12 protein-coding genes are annotated in these 15,755 nt (G+C 64.8%); 2 read left to right on the top strand and 10 right to left on the bottom strand.

Going from position 1 to position 15,755, the window contains the following annotated elements; translation table 11 throughout:
- Positions 1-5 precede the first annotated feature (5 nt).
- Positions 6-1,865, top strand: a complete 1,860-nt coding sequence (recQ, locus tag AC07WJ_RS33345; protein WP_494939033.1) for a DNA helicase RecQ — start codon at positions 6-8, stop codon at positions 1,863-1,865.
- 149 nt (positions 1,866-2,014) lie between these two features.
- Here the strand turns inward: recQ and AC07WJ_RS33340 are convergent, their stop codons facing one another.
- From AC07WJ_RS33340 to AC07WJ_RS33315, 6 genes are all read right to left on the bottom strand, one after another.
- Positions 2,015-2,719, bottom strand: coding sequence for a TetR/AcrR family transcriptional regulator (locus AC07WJ_RS33340; protein WP_494939032.1), 705 nt, complete (start codon positions 2,717-2,719; stop codon positions 2,015-2,017).
- A gap of 159 nt (positions 2,720-2,878) precedes the next feature.
- On the bottom strand, positions 2,879-5,065 hold the full coding sequence (locus tag AC07WJ_RS33335) for a xanthine dehydrogenase family protein molybdopterin-binding subunit (RefSeq protein WP_494939031.1): 2,187 nt from the start codon (positions 5,063-5,065) through the stop codon (positions 2,879-2,881).
- A gap of 2 nt (positions 5,066-5,067) precedes the next feature.
- On the bottom strand, positions 5,068-6,069 hold the full coding sequence (locus AC07WJ_RS33330; RefSeq protein ID WP_494939030.1) for an FAD binding domain-containing protein: 1,002 nt from the start codon (positions 6,067-6,069) through the stop codon (positions 5,068-5,070).
- A 3-nt stretch (positions 6,070-6,072) separates the two neighbouring features.
- Positions 6,073-6,684, bottom strand: coding sequence for a (2Fe-2S)-binding protein (locus tag AC07WJ_RS33325; protein WP_494939029.1), 612 nt, complete (start codon positions 6,682-6,684; stop codon positions 6,073-6,075).
- Between the two features lie 480 nt (positions 6,685-7,164).
- The gene (locus tag AC07WJ_RS33320; RefSeq protein ID WP_494939028.1) at positions 7,165-7,566 is read right to left on the bottom strand and encodes a YciI family protein; all 402 of its coding nucleotides are present in this window, start codon (positions 7,564-7,566) and stop codon (positions 7,165-7,167) included.
- Between the two features lie 121 nt (positions 7,567-7,687).
- Positions 7,688-8,266 (bottom strand): TetR/AcrR family transcriptional regulator, encoded by a 579-nt coding sequence (locus tag AC07WJ_RS33315; RefSeq protein WP_494939027.1) that lies wholly within the window; start codon positions 8,264-8,266, stop codon positions 7,688-7,690.
- 306 nt (positions 8,267-8,572) lie between these two features.
- Between AC07WJ_RS33315 and AC07WJ_RS33310 the strand changes: the two genes are divergently transcribed.
- A complete protein-coding gene (locus tag AC07WJ_RS33310) occupies positions 8,573-10,135 on the top strand; it encodes an FAD-dependent monooxygenase (RefSeq protein ID WP_494939026.1) in 1,563 nt (520 codons plus the stop codon).
- Between the two features lie 539 nt (positions 10,136-10,674).
- On the opposite strand, the gene AC07WJ_RS33305 is transcribed toward AC07WJ_RS33310, so the two are convergent.
- Genes AC07WJ_RS33305 through AC07WJ_RS33290 form a run of 4 tightly spaced genes read right to left on the bottom strand, consistent with a single transcriptional unit; the run spans position 10,675 to position 15,752 of the window.
- Positions 10,675-11,751 (bottom strand): hypothetical protein, encoded by a 1,077-nt coding sequence (locus tag AC07WJ_RS33305; protein ID WP_494939025.1) that lies wholly within the window; start codon positions 11,749-11,751, stop codon positions 10,675-10,677.
- Between the two features lie 28 nt (positions 11,752-11,779).
- Positions 11,780-12,358, bottom strand: a complete 579-nt coding sequence (locus AC07WJ_RS33300; RefSeq protein WP_494939024.1) for a hypothetical protein — start codon at positions 12,356-12,358, stop codon at positions 11,780-11,782.
- A gap of 39 nt (positions 12,359-12,397) precedes the next feature.
- Complete coding sequence (locus AC07WJ_RS33295) at positions 12,398-14,386, bottom strand: AAA family ATPase (protein WP_494939023.1); 1,989 nt, start codon at positions 14,384-14,386, stop codon at positions 12,398-12,400.
- Positions 14,387-14,414: 28 nt separating this feature from the next.
- The gene (locus AC07WJ_RS33290; protein WP_494939022.1) at positions 14,415-15,752 is read right to left on the bottom strand and encodes a hypothetical protein; all 1,338 of its coding nucleotides are present in this window, start codon (positions 15,750-15,752) and stop codon (positions 14,415-14,417) included.
- Positions 15,753-15,755 lie beyond the last annotated feature (3 nt).

The raw sequence follows: 15,755 nt of genomic DNA, 5'->3' as shown, positions 1-15,755 counted from the left end.
ATTCCATGCCGCCGATCCGAAGCCTCGCCGATGCGCCGTCCGGCAATGACCGCGCGGACAACCCGCTGGATGTGCTCAAGCGCGTCTACGGCTATCCGGCGTTTCGCGGCAAGCAGGCCGCCGTCGTCGAACGGGTCATCGCCGGCGGCGACGCCGTCGTGCTGTTTCCGACCGGCGCCGGCAAGTCGCTCTGCTTCCAGATCCCCGCCTTGTGCCGCCAGGGCGTCGGCATCGTCGTGTCGCCGCTGATCGCATTGATGCGCGACCAGGTGGAGGCGCTCAAGCAATTGGGTGTCCGGGCCGCCGCGCTCAATTCGTCGCTGACGCGCGAGGAATATGTCGAGATCCGCCGCGCGATCGCCCGGGACGAGCTCGATCTCCTCTATGTCACGCCGGAGCGGATCGTCACGGCCGGCTTCAAGGAGATGATCGGCAGCGCCAGGATCGCGCTGTTCGCCATTGACGAGGCGCATTGCGTCTCGCAATGGGGCCACGATTTCCGGCCGGAATATCGCGAACTCGGGCATCTCGGAGAGCTCTATCCGGGCGTGCCGCGCCTCGCCCTGACGGCAACGGCCGATCCGCACACCCGCGAAGACATTATCGACGGGCTGTCCTTGCGCGGCGCGGAGGTGTTCACCACCTCGTTCGACCGCCCGAACATCGCGTATGAGATCGTCGAGCGCGACCAGCCGCGCCAACAGCTCCTGCGCTTCCTCGCGCGCCACAAGGGCTCGAGCGGCATCGTCTATTGCCTGTCGCGCGCCAAGGTCGAGGACACGGCCGAATGGCTGCAGGCCCAGGGCATTCGCGCGCGGGCCTATCACGCCGGCATGGACCGCGCGCTTCGCGACGCCAACCAGGACGCCTTCCTGAAGGAAGAGAATCTCTGCCTGGTCGCCACCGTCGCCTTCGGCATGGGCATCGACAAGCCGAATGTGCGCTACGTCGCCCACCTCGACCTGCCCGGCTCGGTCGAGGCCTATTACCAGGAAACCGGCCGTGCCGGGCGCGACGGGCTGCCGTCCGATGCCTGGATGGCCTATGGCATGGCCGATGTCATCCAGCGCGGCCGGATGATCGACGAAGGCGGGTCCGCCGACGAGATCAAGCGCGTCGAGCGCGCCAAGCTCAATGCGCTGCTGGCCATTTGCGAAACGCCCGGCTGCCGCCGGCAGTCCATCCTCGCCCATTTCGGCGAGGCGCATCAGGGCCAGTGCGGCAATTGCGACACCTGCCTCAAGCCGGTCGAGACCTGGGACGGCACGGACGCCGCGATCAAGGCGCTGGCGGCGATCTACCGGACCGGCGAACGGTTCGGCGCCGGCCACCTGATCGATGTGCTCACCGGCGCCCGCAACGACAAGACCACCCGCTTCGGCCACACCGACATGCCGGTGTTCGGGGCGGGCAAGGATATTCCGGCGAAGACCTGGCAGTCGGTCTACCGCCAGCTGCTCGCCGCCGGCCTCGTCGCCGTCGACCACGCGGCCTTCGGCGCCCTGAAGCTGGAACCCGAGGCGCGCGCCGTGTTCAAGCGCGAACGCGAGGTGCGCTTCCGCAAGGACCGCCCGACGACTGGAAAAGCATCACGCAGCGCGCCGTCACGCTCGGCCGGGGCCAAATCGGCGCTCGATGGCGCCGACATGGAACTGTTCGAGGCGCTGCGCGCCGCCCGCACGGCGATCGCCCGCGAGCTTTCGGTGCCGCCCTATGTCGTCTTCCCCGACACGACCCTGATCGCCTTTGCCACCGACCGCCCGTCGAGCCGCCAGGCCCTGCTCGGCATTTCCGGCGTCGGACAGTCGAAGCTGGAGCGCTATGGCGATGCGTTCCTGAGGGTGATCCTGGAGCATCAGGGATAGGCGCGGTGACGCTTTCGCCGGATTGGCGCGCCGCGTGGTGAGGGTGACGGCCCTGCGCGGGGTTCCCATCGCGCCCGCGCCGCGGCCGCCGGGGCTGTCAGGTGAGCGGGCGCGACGGGTTGCCGTCGGCAGCACAGGCCAGGCCACGATTATCGGCGGGCGTCGTTGTGCTGGCGCGCGGAGGCTCCCGGCTTCTTGGATCCATTGTCGGCAAGATATCCTTTGAGCAGTCCGGAAAGGATGTGCTCCAGCCTCGGCCCGACGTCGACGACGGCATGGGCGAGAAGCGGATCGCGACGATAGAGCTCGGCCACATCGGGCCCGGGCGTCGCCATTTGCCACAATGCCCCGGCCATCCCGACCGCCGTGGAGACGACGTTGACCGCCTGTGTGTCGGTGAGGCCGAGCAGTCGCGTGAGTTCGGCGCGAATGGCCGCGACCTCCTCCAGGGCGACGAGCTTGAATGCGCGGATCCGGTCGACCGATGCGTTGCGTTCGAGGTTCAGCGGGACATGCGCGAGCAGGTCGCAGAACAGTGGCCGGTCAACCAGCGTCCGGGCGAAGAGTTCGGCCACGGCAGGCGGCGAATTGGTCTCGGCCTGACGCAAGCGCCCACGCAAGGCAGCGGACCATTCGCGCCACCCCTGAGCGGCCAGCACGAGAAATATCTGCTCGCGGGTCTCGAAGTATCGCAGCAGGGCCGACTTGTGCATGCCGATTGCGTTGGCGATCTCGGTGAGCGTGATCGCGCGGATGCCGTGTTTCGCGGCGAGAGCGCGGGCCGCTTCCAAGATGTCGCGCTCACGCTGCTCCTTGGCCTCGATGCTGCGGGCGCGTTGAAACATATGCGACATGGGCTTTTGACCGAAACGATGCTGCGCCATTGACGCGATGACGGCGGTTCAATCCAATAGCCGAAATAGCACGATGCGCCAAAGGCCCGCCCGGCGCTCATCGCGCCGGACATGGCCCCGGACCAATGCCGGGCGCCGACGGCTCTTGCCGCCGGCCGGCTAGAAAAGCCTATCGAGCGTGATCGGCAGATCGCGCAGCCGTTTTCCCGTCGCGTTGAAGATCGCGTTCGAGATGGCGGCGGCAACGCCCACGATGCCGATTTCCCCGATGCCCTTGACGCCCAGCGGATTGACCTCGTGATCCTCCTCGGGAACCAGGATGGCCTCGACCTGCTGCACGTCGGCGTTCACCGGAACCACATATTCGGCAATGTTGGTATTGATCGCCCTGCCGAGCACCGGATCGATCTCCAGGCCCTCGAACAGCGCCGAGGAGAGGCCCCACACCATCGCTCCCCGGTATTGCGCCAGCGCCATGCGTTCGTTGAGGATCCGCCCGGCGGCGAAGGCGCCGACGAGGCGCGGCACCCGCAGCTCCCGCGTCCGAATATTGACCCTGACCTCCGCGAATTGCGCGCCGAAGGAAAAGATGGCCACGGGCTCGGTGCCGCCGGGCGTCGCAAGGTTGGCGCGTCCATTGCCTCCCTTGCCGTCAAATGCCGAATATTGCGCCGTCTCCTGGATGGATGAGGTGGCGAGCCTGTCGAAAGCCGCCGCCAGATCGCCCGGCGCCGGCATCGCGCCACCAAGCCGGGCGACGATGCGTTCGCAGGCAAGCCGTATCGCCGGGACCGTGCTGGCGGTTTGCATCGATCCGCCGGCCGGCGCGGTCGGCGGCAGCAGGCTGTCGCCCAGAAGAACCTCGACATCGCCGATCGGCAGGCCCAGCAGTTCCGCGGCCACCTGGCCGAGCGCGGTATAGGCGCCGGTGCCGATCTCCGACGCGGCGGTCTCGACCCGCGCCTTGCCCGAGCGCAGCAAGGTCACCGTCGCGCTGCCGCCGTAGTTGAAGCATGGAAAGATCGCTGCCGCGCAGCCATGGCCGATCATCCAGTCGCCATCGCGCACGGCCCCCGGAACGGGATTTCGTTCGCGCCACCCAAAGCGCGCGCCCGCCTGGTCGAAACACTCCAAAAGCGAGCGGCTGGTGAACCGGACGCCGTCAACCGGACTTCTGTCGGGCTCGTTGCGGCGCCTGAGCGCGACCGGGTCGATGTCGAGGCGATGCGCGAGTTCGTCCATCGCGGTTTCGAGCGCGAACAAATAGGGCATTTCACCTGGCCCACGCATGAAGCCCGGCGTCGTCCGGTCGGCGCGGACGATGTTCACCCGCGTCAGGATCGACGGCGCGGCATACATCTCGGCTGCCTGTATGGTGGCGGCGCTGGCATAGGCGTCAAATCGGGAGCAAAGCTCCCAGGCTTCGTGCGCGAAGGCCGTCAGCTTGCCGTCGGCGGTGGCGCCGAGCCGGATATGATGGCGGCTCTCGCCCCGATAGGTGGACAGGGTGAAGCCCTGCGTCCGCGTCGCGACCAGCTTGATCGGCCGGCGGAACTTGCGGGCGAGCGCGGCGAGGAGCGCCGTCCTGGGCGTGAGACTGAGCTTGCTGCCGAAGCCGCCGCCGATGAACGGGCTGATGACGCGCACGCGCGACGGATCGATCCCGAGCTGCCTTGCGATGCCGCGCTGCAGTCCGACGACATATTGGCTGGGCTCGTGGACGACGAGGTCGTCGCCGTCCCACAGGACCGTCGTCGGAAACGGCTCCATGGCGTTATGGACCTGGCTTTGCAAATGGTAGGTCTCGTCCACGACGACGGCGGCAGTAGCGAGCGCCCGCTCGGCATCGCCCACTTCCGGGTCCTTGAAGGCCGGATTGACCTCCGACCAGCGCTGCGTCGTGACCCCCGCGCTGCCGAGCGTCACGGCCGCGGCTTGCGCGCTGGTGCGAACGAGGACGGCGGAAGCGGCCTCGCGGGCGGTTTCGAAGCTGTCGGCCAGCACGATGCCGATGATCTGGCCGTCGAACAGAATGTCCGGGCCGGTCAGCGGCTGGTGGCTGGTCGCGGAGCCCATGGCCCGGCTGACCGGGGCGGCCAGCGTCGGGGCGTTCTCGTGCGTCACGATATCGACGACGCCGGGCAGGCTCCGCGCCCGGCTCGTGTCGATCGAGACAATCCGCCCCTTGGCAATGGAACTCACCAGGATCCAGGCATGGATCGGGTCCGGCACGACGAAATCCGCCGCGAAGCGGGCGCGGCCCGTGACCTTGGCACGGGCGTCGTAGCGCGGATGGCCCTTGCCGATCAGCGGCAGCGGCCGAAGGGCTGTTTCACCTGCGGCCATCGTCAGACCTCCATCGCGGCGGCGCTCAGGAGCGCCCGGACCAGCGTCTGCTTCCCAAGTACAATCTTGTATCCGTTGTGGGACCGCGTGACCGCCTGGGCGAAGGCGACATCGGCCGCCTGCTGCGCGACGGTGTCGACCAGGCGCCTGCCCTTCAGGGTGGCTTCGGCTTCGCTCGCGCGCCATGGCGTGGTCGCCACCCCGCCAAGCCCGATGCGCGCTTCCCGCACAATGCCTTCGGCGGTCAGGTCGAGGGCAACGGCTGCGCTCGCGAGCGCAAAGGCATAGGATTGGCGGTCCCTGATCTTGAGATAGAGCGACCGCCTCATCCACGGGCCACGCGGAATTGCGAAGCCGGTGATCAGTTCGTCGCGATCGAGGACGGTCTCGATATGCGGAGCGGAGCCGGGCAGCCGGTGCAGTTCGGTGAAGCGAATGGAACGGGTCCGGCCCCGCCGGCCGATGGTTTCCACGCGCGCGTCCAGGGCCGCGAGGGCCTGTGGGAAGTCCCCCGGATAGGCCGCGATGCAGGCCTCGCTGGTTCCCAGGATCGCATGCTGGCGATTGTGACCGTCGAGAGCGGCGCATCCCGAGCCCAGGTTTCGCTTGTTGCAGCGGGTGAAGCTCACGTCGCGAAAATAGGCGCAGCGCGTCCGCTGAAGCACGTTGCCGCCGAGACGCGCCATGTTGCGGATCTGCTGGGATGCGCCGAGGTCGAGCGACTGGGCGATGAGCGGGCAAGTCGCGGCGACCGCTGGATGGGCTGCGACATCCGCCATGCGCGCCAGCGCGCCGAGGCGGATGGTCGTCTCGCCGACCTCGATCGCCCGCAGCCGCGGATCCGTGAGCCCGGTCACGTCGACCAGGCGGCCGGCCTGCATCACATCGACCTTCATGAGGTCGAACAGCGTGGTTCCCCCGGCCACGGCGAGCGCGTCCGGATGGCCCAGCGCGCCGATGGCGGCCGCGACGGTGCGAGGCTTTTCATAGAAGATCGGCCGCATGGCTCAGCGCTCCATCTCTGGCTTCGCCTGCTGCACGGCGGCGACGATGTTGGGATAGGCAGCGCAGCGACAGATATTGCCGCTCATGAATTCGCGAATATCGGCCTCGGTTCCGGCATGGCCTTCGGTGACGCAGGCGATCGCCGACATGATCTGCCCCGGCGTGCAGAACCCGCACTGGAACGCATCCTGGTCGATGAAGGCCGCCTGCATGGGGTGAAGCGCGCCGCTTTCGCTTGCGAGCCCCTCGATCGTGGTGACGCTGGCGCCATTGGCCGCGACCGCGAGCATCAGGCAGGAGAGAATGCGGCGGCCGCCGACATGAACAGTGCAAGCGCCGCACTGCCCCTGGTCGCATCCCTTCTTCGTGCCGGTCAGCCCGGCATGATCCCGGAGCGCGTCGAGCAGGCTGGTGCGCGCATCCAGCAAGAGACGCCGATGCTGGCCGTTGATCGTCATCTCGACCGCCTGGGGCGACCTCGGATCCCTGGCGGGCGTGGGAGCCGGCGCCTCGGCAAGCGCCGACGACGCGGCAAAGGGAGCGACGGCGGCGACCGCCGACCCTCTCAGGAAGCTTCTGCGGTGCGGATCGGCCAAGCGTGTATCAGGTGACATTCCGTGTCTCGCTGTCCTTGAGGGCGCGCGGTAATCGAGATCGCAAGGCCGAGACGCCCGGTTTCCCTTCCGCGGTTCAGCCTGCGCCGCGCCTTCATTTAAGAGAACACGGTTTTGCTATTTACGCAATGACGTTTTGTTATCGTGAATCATTGGCGCTCGCGCCCCTGTCCCGCGGGATGCCGGGAAGCGACCGGCCAATCCGGTTCCAGAGGGTGGCGCAGACCGGCTCGCGGGCTTCCCGGCAAGCCCTCGCGCTTGGCGAAGGCGCGTTCGGACGGGGCGCGGGATCGCAGGACGATCAAGCTGTCCCCTCACCTCGAGCCGCGCGGGACAAAGGCGCCCTGCACCCAGGCCAGCGTCCATGCGAGAAACGTTCGGGCTCGCCAAGCCACCGGCCTCTCCCTGCCGGGAAGAGGTGGAGACGGTGGTTCCGCCGCGAATTCCCGACGCGCGGCGGCGATCGACATTTCCGATTCTTCAGGAGTTTTCGTGGCCACCGGTCTCCGAGTCCGGCATCCAATCGGCCATCTCGTAGAGCGGCCGGATCTCGATCTCGCTCGGCCCCGGCATGGGATTGGGACAGCGCTTCACCCAGGCGACCGCTTCGTCCATGTCCTTGACCTCCCAGAGCCAGAAGCCGGCGACGAGCTCCTTGGTCTCGGTGAAAGGCCCGTCGACGACCGTGCGGCCGGGGCCATCAAAGGCGACGCGCTTGCCATGCGACGAGGGTTTGAGGCCGTCGGCCTCGCGCAGGATGCCGGCCGCTTGAAGCTCCTCATTGAACCGGCCCATTTCCTCCATCAACGCCATGGTCTCGGGCGTCGGGACAAAACCCTTTTCGCTGTCCTCGGTCGCCTTCACCAGCACCATCACGCGCATCATCCGTCTCCCTGATCGCGCCGGCCGCATCGGTCCGGCACTGAAACGACGAACGGGCCTTGCGGTGGCCGACATCGGCCCGCGCATTTTTTCGACGGCGCAGGCGCGCGGCGCTTCGGTCTTAGACGTAAGGCGTGCCGGCAAGTGACGCGTCGACGCCGGCAAAGCCGCGTTCCATCACGCTCATGAACGCCGGCTCGGGCTTCCTGTTCTCGCGAAAGGCGCGCAGCGCCGCGCCATAGGCGACCACCAGCGCCGCCATCAGCATGGCCGCGGCGAGCCGCGCCTCGGGATCGGCCTGCGCCCTGCCCGCAGCACCTGCCAGCATGCCCGCGAGATCGTCGGCGAGCGTCACCTGCAGCTCACGGGCGCGGGCCGCGAGCGCCGGGCTCTCCGCCACCGTGCGCCAGAAACCCGCGGACCGCTCCGAGATCCTGAACAGCGGGTGCTGCCGTTCGGCCAGCCCGCGCATCAGCGCCTGGAACGCGCCGACCGGCGACTGCCCGCCGCGACGGCTGAGCGCCTCGCGCACGAGTGCCCGCCCCTCCTCCTCGCGGTCGAAGACAAGATCCTCCTTGCGCGGGAAATAGTTGAACACCGTCTTTCGCGCGACATTCGCCTCCTGCGCGACGTCTGCGACCGACACATTGTCGAAGCCGCGCGCGACGAACAGGCGCGTGGCGACATTGGAGATCGCCAAGCGCGTCTCCTGCTTCTTGCGGTCTCGAAGGCCGGTCCGGTTTGACATGCCGATCTTTATACCATAGATAAATTTACACTCAGTGTATTTTAACGCGGTCGGCAAACTGCGACGTTTGCCGGTGAAGACCGACGAGCAATCAGACGCCGTTCGCGGACTTCATCCGGGCAGTTCGCCGCCGCTCGTCTTCCCCGGGCTTGGCCCGGGGATCCACGCATTCAAAACGCAACGCGTCGTGGGGGGCCGGGACAAGCCCGGCCAAGACGATGTGAGACCGCACCGAACCGCGTTCTCAAACCACCTTTTTTGGGGAATTCCGCCTTGAGCCATGATGTCGTGATTGCCGGCGCCGGCCCGGTCGGCCTGTTTCTCGCCTGTGAGCTGCGCCTCGCCGGCATCTCCGTGCTGGTGCTGGAGCAAGCCGAGGACCCGCGCTCGCCCTTGAAGCGGCTGCCCTTCGGCATGCGCGGCCTGTCCGCGCCGACCCTCGACGCCCTGCACCGCCGCGGCCTGCTGGACGCCATCGCGGCGGCATCCCGCGCGACGGACGCGCCTGGCCCTACCGGCTCGCCGGCAGCCGCCCATTGGATGCAGCAGGACCGCCGCCCGGCCGGCCATTTCGCCGGCATCCAGTTCTACAAGGACAAGATCGACACCACCCAGTGGCGCTATCACCTGCCCTCGCCGGCCGGCACCAGCCTGCCGGTCGAACTGGAGCACCTCGAAACCGTGCTCGCCGCACGCGCCGGCGCCATGGGCGTCGAGATCCGGCGCGGGCTCACCGGCGACGGCCTCGACGCGTCGGAGGACGGCGTGATCCTTCGCGCCGGGCCTGAGACCTTTCGCGCAAGCTGGCTGGTCGGTTGCGACGGCGGCCGCAGCACGGTGCGCAAGGCCGCCGGCTTCGATTTCGCCGGCACCGAACCCGAATTCACCGGCTATTCCGTCGAAGTCGCGCTGGCCGATCCGGACGCGCTCAGCCTCGGCCGCCACTACACGCCGACGGGCATGTACACCTATGCGCGGCCCGGCACGATCGGCATGGTCGCCTTCGACGCCGGCGCCTTCCACCGCACCCAGCCGATCACCCGCGACCACGTGCAGTCGGTGTTGCGCCATGTCTCCGGCACCGAAGTCACCGTGACGGCGCTTACCCAGGCCACCACCTGGACGGACCGCGCCTGCCAGGCGATCACCTATCGCCGCGGCCGCGTGCTGCTCGCCGGCGACGCCGCCCATATCCATTCGCCGCTCGGCGGCCAGGGCCTCAATCTCGGCCTCGGCGATGCCATGAATCTCGGCTGGAAACTCGCCGCCACGATCCGCGGCGACGCGCCCGCCGGCCTGCTCGACAGCTATGAGCGCGAACGCCATCCGGTGGGCGCCGCTGTCCTCGACTGGTCACGCGCCCAGGTCGCCCTCATGCGCCCGAGCCGCAGCTCGCGCGCGCTTGAAGCCATCATTCGCGACCTCATCGATACGCCGGACGGCGCGACCTATTTCGCCGAGCGCGTGTGGGGTGTTTCGTTGCGGTACGACCTCGGGGGTGGGCATCCGCTGGTGGGGCGGAGCGTGCCAGATTTCGAATTGGCTGACGGGAGGCGGCTCGGGGAGTTGCTGCGGACGGGGAAAGGCTTGTTGCTGGATTTTGGCGCAGGTGCGCCGCTTCGGGGAATGGCGGCGGGCTGGGATGGGAGGGTTGGATATGTCGCGGGGGTTGCCCGGGATCGGCTGGGGGTGAGTGCGGTTTTGGTACGGCCGGATGGGGTGGTGGCGTGGGCAAGCGAGGGAGTGCCTGAGTTTGAGGAAGTGGCTCGGGCTGTTGTACGATGGCTCGGCCAAGCGGACGAGGCGCGCAAGTCTGCCTGAGTCGGCCTACGTGCGCATATGATCTCGCGTTTTGCGATGTCCGTTCACCAAGTTGCATAAGCAGCGCGACCCAAGCGCATCTCGACCGCGGGCTTGCGCATATGCCGAGCGTCTTGCGCGTGATCTCGCAGGGAATGCGGATGGCGAGACCGACCTGCCGGAAAGATATAGCGACCGCCGAGGCTCGCAGGCACCTCCTGTCTACTGAACATGCCAAGGGCACAAATGGCCACTGACTGGACCGACGAGCAGAACGGCGTGGTGGCCCTGCCGGACGCGCATATGTCGTTGATAGCAACAGTTTTCCTGGAGAAATCTTTACGCGCAGAAAGTACACTGACAGCTTTCGAAAGTTGCTTAGCAGTCGTGGATGTTCCGTTGGTCACGTGCGACGTTTTGAGTTGGCCAAGCGGACGGCAAGCAAGTCTGCTCAGTCGCTGTGAGGCGGCCACCGCGTGATCTTGGCGAGAGAACTCACGTCAGTCAATCGAGCGCTTGGTAGCTTGCGGGAAAAACAACAGAGATTGAGCCCCGTGTGTTCAGGCTGCCTTGAAGAAGGACTTCCTGGGATTCATAAACAATCGGACTGGGGACGCGAAGTCCGATCGTGTCTTGGAGTGGTCGGGGTCGAGCTCGATGGCGACGTTGGCGAAAGCCATCGCATCTGCCTCAGTCAGTTGGTCGGCCGGCCCTTGGGTGCCTCTCCGACGAGCGTCGAAAATCACGAGATACCCATTAGGCGCAATCGCGGCGGAGTGGCGCACCTCGCGATCCATATAGTCGGCTAATTGATTGGCTCCCGATTGCGCCCGGGCCGGCCCGTATTCTGTGTATGTTGAGCCAGCGGCGGTCCTTTTCGACTTCGCCGTCGACTTACCTAGCCACTTGACCTCAATCAGCGCTGTCGCACCGGATGCAAACCAACTGACCCTGATATCCACCGGCTTGCTTTCGTCTGTGTTCTGCTCCGGCTTTACGGTAACGTCCCCTAGCAGCAGCTCCAGGGCTTGAGCGAGCGAGTCACGCATCTTCGCCTCCGGCTTATTCACCAGAACCAGGCGCGGGCCATCGACGCCGCCTTCCCACACATCCTTCAGAATGCGGCAATTCGTCTCGAGAACGTACTTGCTGTAGCGCTCGAAGGCGTCCTCGAGGCTGCTCAACGTCGGGTCCGAGAAATTGCTCGCCAGCACGGGCGAAATCGAAGGAACGAAATCCTCGTACTCCTTGGCCAGGAAACGCTCTGCGGTTCCATCAAATCGATAGATCAGGGCATTTTGCGCGAGCGTTTGGAGATCGATGTCCTGCGTCATGAGCAGGAGCCGAAAGCTGCCATCCGAAAGCAACTCCACGACCGCATGCGAGCCGACTGGGTTGTCCACCAGGAAGCGACCGACACCGGCGTAGTCGGAACAAGCCGCCGGCGAGCCTAGGCTTCCGATCACCGGCGTTAACGGGGTGGCGTGGATGCCGATAGCGACCGTCAGCGTCCCGGGGAGCCTCTCCGGCGGACAGCGCTGAAAGATCAGCTTTACGCCGTTGAGCAAAGTGCGGATGCCGCTCGCGCCTGTCTCGCCGAACGCCCTTTCCGCGTGTGGGATGTAGGCCTGAGCCACCAGCGCCTGAATGTTCTCAATGTTGAAACTAGACAGCGGCTTCCTCCTTCCGGAGGATACGTGCCGAAAGCCAGATGACAGCCGGCGACAGGACGTCCTGTACCTCCGCCCCCAGCACTTGGCTGACGACTGCATATTCTTCGTACAGGAGTGTGGTGTCTGCAGGTTCAAGCAACCGGCCGCGCTGACCCAGTAAAAACGGAGTCGCGATGCCAGGCGAACGGTTTATTGCATAGCGGATCGAGCCGACCGGCAAGGCAAGCGCACATTCTACAGCGGCGCGAAGCCATGGCCGGCGCTCCGCGACCGAACCGAGGCTGAGAATGACCGCAAGTTCGGCCGCCAATTCCGAGGGCCGTGGCATCATCTGCCCCCGATCATCGACCTGGATCAGGCCGGTAGCACACAGCGTCTCGCGCGCGCTTTCGAACTCCGCGCTCCACGGAAATCCTTCGGAGGTGATCGCGTAAGGGTAGCCCCAATCGGCGACCGGCTTGCCTTTGAACAGCGCGAGTATACATCCGAGGTAGGAGTATAGGTGCATCTCGTTGACTGACATCGGCAGGATCGACGTCGGCGCATCGTTCAATATGACGAGACTATCCACGTATGCTTCGGGGACTAGGTCGGTCACAGCCACACCTGATCACCTTAGGGCCGCGTCTATGGCGTCGTACGCGTCTAGGAACAGCCGTTCCTCGCGTTGCTGCACTTCACTAAGGTCCGTCCAGTCCGTCATGCGCACGATTTGCATACCCTGGCTTTTTTGCAGTTGGGCAAGCCGCAAAATCAGCTCGGAGCTTCGGAGGTTCGCGGTCATAAGCACCGCGTTTCCTTCCGCAACGAACTTGGAGAACATCGCGCCTGCTTGGGCTTCATAAGCGATGTCGAGCGAACCCTCCGGCGTGTCGATCAGCAGCGTGGCCGGTCCGGTCGCCATGAACTCCGACAGCGCCATCCGCAACGCGATGTCGAGGAAGAACCGCTGACTCTCCGAAACCTTGTCTGGGAGCGTCCGCAATTGCTCGTCCATCCGCAGTCGGAGGCCGAATCCGGAATCGTTAGCGCCCTTCCGGTGCTCAAGTTCGACGTCGATCGGCAGCCCGATGAAGGCTTCAGCGAGTTCCCTGAACCGCGGCACGAAGTCCTCTGAGCCGACGTCGTACTGCTCCTTGAGCTGGCGTTCGTAGCTTCTAAGCTTCTCGCGTACCTCGTCGCGCTTGCGATAGTGCTCCTCGCTCTGGGTAAGGAACTTCTGTCGCTCCGTTTCGAGTTTCTTTATTTCCTCTCGAAGAGCGGAAAAATCAGACCCCAACTGAGAGCGAGCGAGACTCGGGCCCTCCCTCTCCTCAAACGCTTTCAACGCGGCGTCCGTAGCGTCTTCAGTCGCTTGCGCCGCAGTCAGTTCAGCACTGACCCGCTCTCGAATAGTGAGGATAGTGGCGAGGTCGTCTCGATTCTTGGCGATAGCTGCATCGATACGCTGCAACTCGATGACTGCGCCGTCGTCCTTGACTGATCGATCGAATGGGCTCTCACAGAGTGGACATTCGCCGGCGGTCAGTCGCGCTTGTATGACAGCGCCGACATGAACTTTGCCGCACAATGCGCACCGATCCTCCGAAAGGGTCGCCCGGACGATAGGGTGGTGGTCGACCGACGATGACCTTTGCAGGCGGCTTGAGAACACGCGACGATATTCGAGCTGCATTTCTGTCAAGGCCGCGCTGAGGTCGGTCCATTTGAGGTCTGCATCTCTCAGTTCCGCTTGCTTGCGCCGGACCCGTTCTTCGGCCTCGTAACGTTCGGCGATTAGGCCGTCGTGTTGCGCTTGAAGTTGCGCTTTCCGCAGATGATCGTCTGACTCCACGCCATCTAGTACATCAGTGATCGTCTTGATCCGGTCGGCGACGTGCCGGGCAGAGAAGCGGACGTTCCTGCCTCGCGAACTCTCGCGGTCCATGTCGCGCTGAAGCTTGTCAGCAGCCTTGGCGGCCGCGGGATCAGCCCCGAAGGCGAGATACAAGGCGTTGGTCAGCGCCCCGTCATCCCACATCAGCAAATGGCGCCCTTCGTCGAAGGTCGCGATGAAATGCATGATGAAAACGAACTGAGCAAAATCCTCCAAGCCCGTGTGCTTCAGGACTTCAGCCTCGAATCGTGTATTCAGATTGCCTTCGGGATCTTCCGTTGAGGTCACAGCCGTGACCTTGCCGGTTGCAATATCGCGCACGGTCAAGCGGGTCACACCCGCACCGCCTAACAAATCCCGCGTCACCGACACGAACGCCGTCGGCCACTCCAAATCCACCGTCGCAACGGCTAGGCGTCGGGCGCCTTCGCTAAGCCGGCCGCTGAAGTACTCGTCGCTTCGCTCACGCCGCGCGGCGTTGCGATAGTAATCTAAGGCCGATTGAAACTTCCGATTCGGATCGGGGATCGCACCCGTGATCGCGAAGTTCACCGTATTCAGGAACGTCGACTTTCCAAGGCCATTCGCGCCGATCAGGCAAAAGACGTTTCGTTCAACTTCTACGTCGGGGCTCGCCTCGTTAGAGTAGAGGTCGAAATTTTCAAGTGCGATCCTAACGATGCGTGGGAAAGACACTTTCTTGGCGGCGGCTGGGTTGGGCAATAAGGTGGCCTCCGACGACCGTAGAGCGTTAGATGCGCTCGAACACGAGACAATGCTCGGACAGATCGAACGCCCCGCCGTGCTGCGAACTGTTACGCATGGACCTAATCGCGCCGCGTTCAGCCAATTTGAAGCCCACCCCCGCCAAACTCTGAACTAGAATCGATGCCACATCGATGCGAACGCCAGCGTACTGGCTGTCGCCAATCGCCACAACCACATGGCGACCTCGCCGGAGAATTCTCGCAACGTGTTGGAAAATGCGACAGAGGTCGTCGAAGTAGAATCCGATCATCTCCGGAATGTTGGGATTCCAAAGGTCGGCTCTGGCGGCGCGGAGAGCTTCCAGGGTCTCGTCCAGGACCGCAGACGCCGCATACCGTGGCGTCGCCTCCCACTTCATCTGCACGTGGGACCGTAGGGTACGGTGACGCAGCGCGCGATTGTCCGGCGCCGAGTTGAGATAGCCCAGCATCCAAAGCTCAAGATTGTACACATCCGTGTAGTCAAACGAGTTCGGATAGGGCGGCGAGAAGATGACGACGTCAGCCTCCGTCACCTGCGTGAGCACCATTCGCGCGTCGCCTCGCAGAACCTCGTGCTTGCCACACGGAAGGCCTGAGAAAGCGGTGAGATCGGCACCCGCCACATCGATCGCGGCGTCAAGACTCGCAATGAGATCATCGCCCGTCTTCTCCTTGGACTTCCATCCACGGCGATACCGCCTCCCTTTACCATTAATAACAACGTTGCTGTTTGCGACCAAGACAGAGCCGAGCAGCACACGAAGCAGGCGCGCTTGATCCACTTCCAGTGAAGTCGACGCTCTTAGGATGGCACGCGACGTAGCGTAGACGTCGGCCGGAAAAACGTACCGGCCCATAGGCCCCGGTGCGACGAGCGTCGGCGGCATTCCATCGACCAGCAGAGTATCCACCGGTTCAATCTCCAGCCCCGCAATCAGCTTTTCGTAGGCCGCAGAGAAAGCCGCTGGTGCCACCGGGCTGAGCTTCGCTTCAATGAGGTCGGCAAGAAACGGATTCACCTCGACCGAAGTTGAGGAAATGCCAAGCATGCGGCATGTCATTGCCGTCGTGCCGCTTCCTCCGAACGGATCGAGACAGGATCTAACCTTATAGGGAAGCGACCCCAGCGTATCGGCGACGAATTTCGGCGAGAACGCTTCTTTGAAGTGGAACCAGCGCTGAAAAGGGATCTTGGCCGCGCCCTGATTTGACGACGTCGGGGCGGCCTCCGAATAGAGCCCCAGCCACCCGGCTACGTCTTGCGATCGAGTGGAGTTGTCGGTCAGTCGCGCGGAAGTCAGGACCGTGTCTGCGAGCGGCGAATCCCAAAATTCGGTCATGAG

This window comes from Phreatobacter sp. GW821-FHT04C01, from assembly GCF_059420385.1.
The sequence above is the reverse complement of the archived record's forward strand: the minus strand, read 5'-3'. Positions and strand labels throughout refer to the sequence as shown.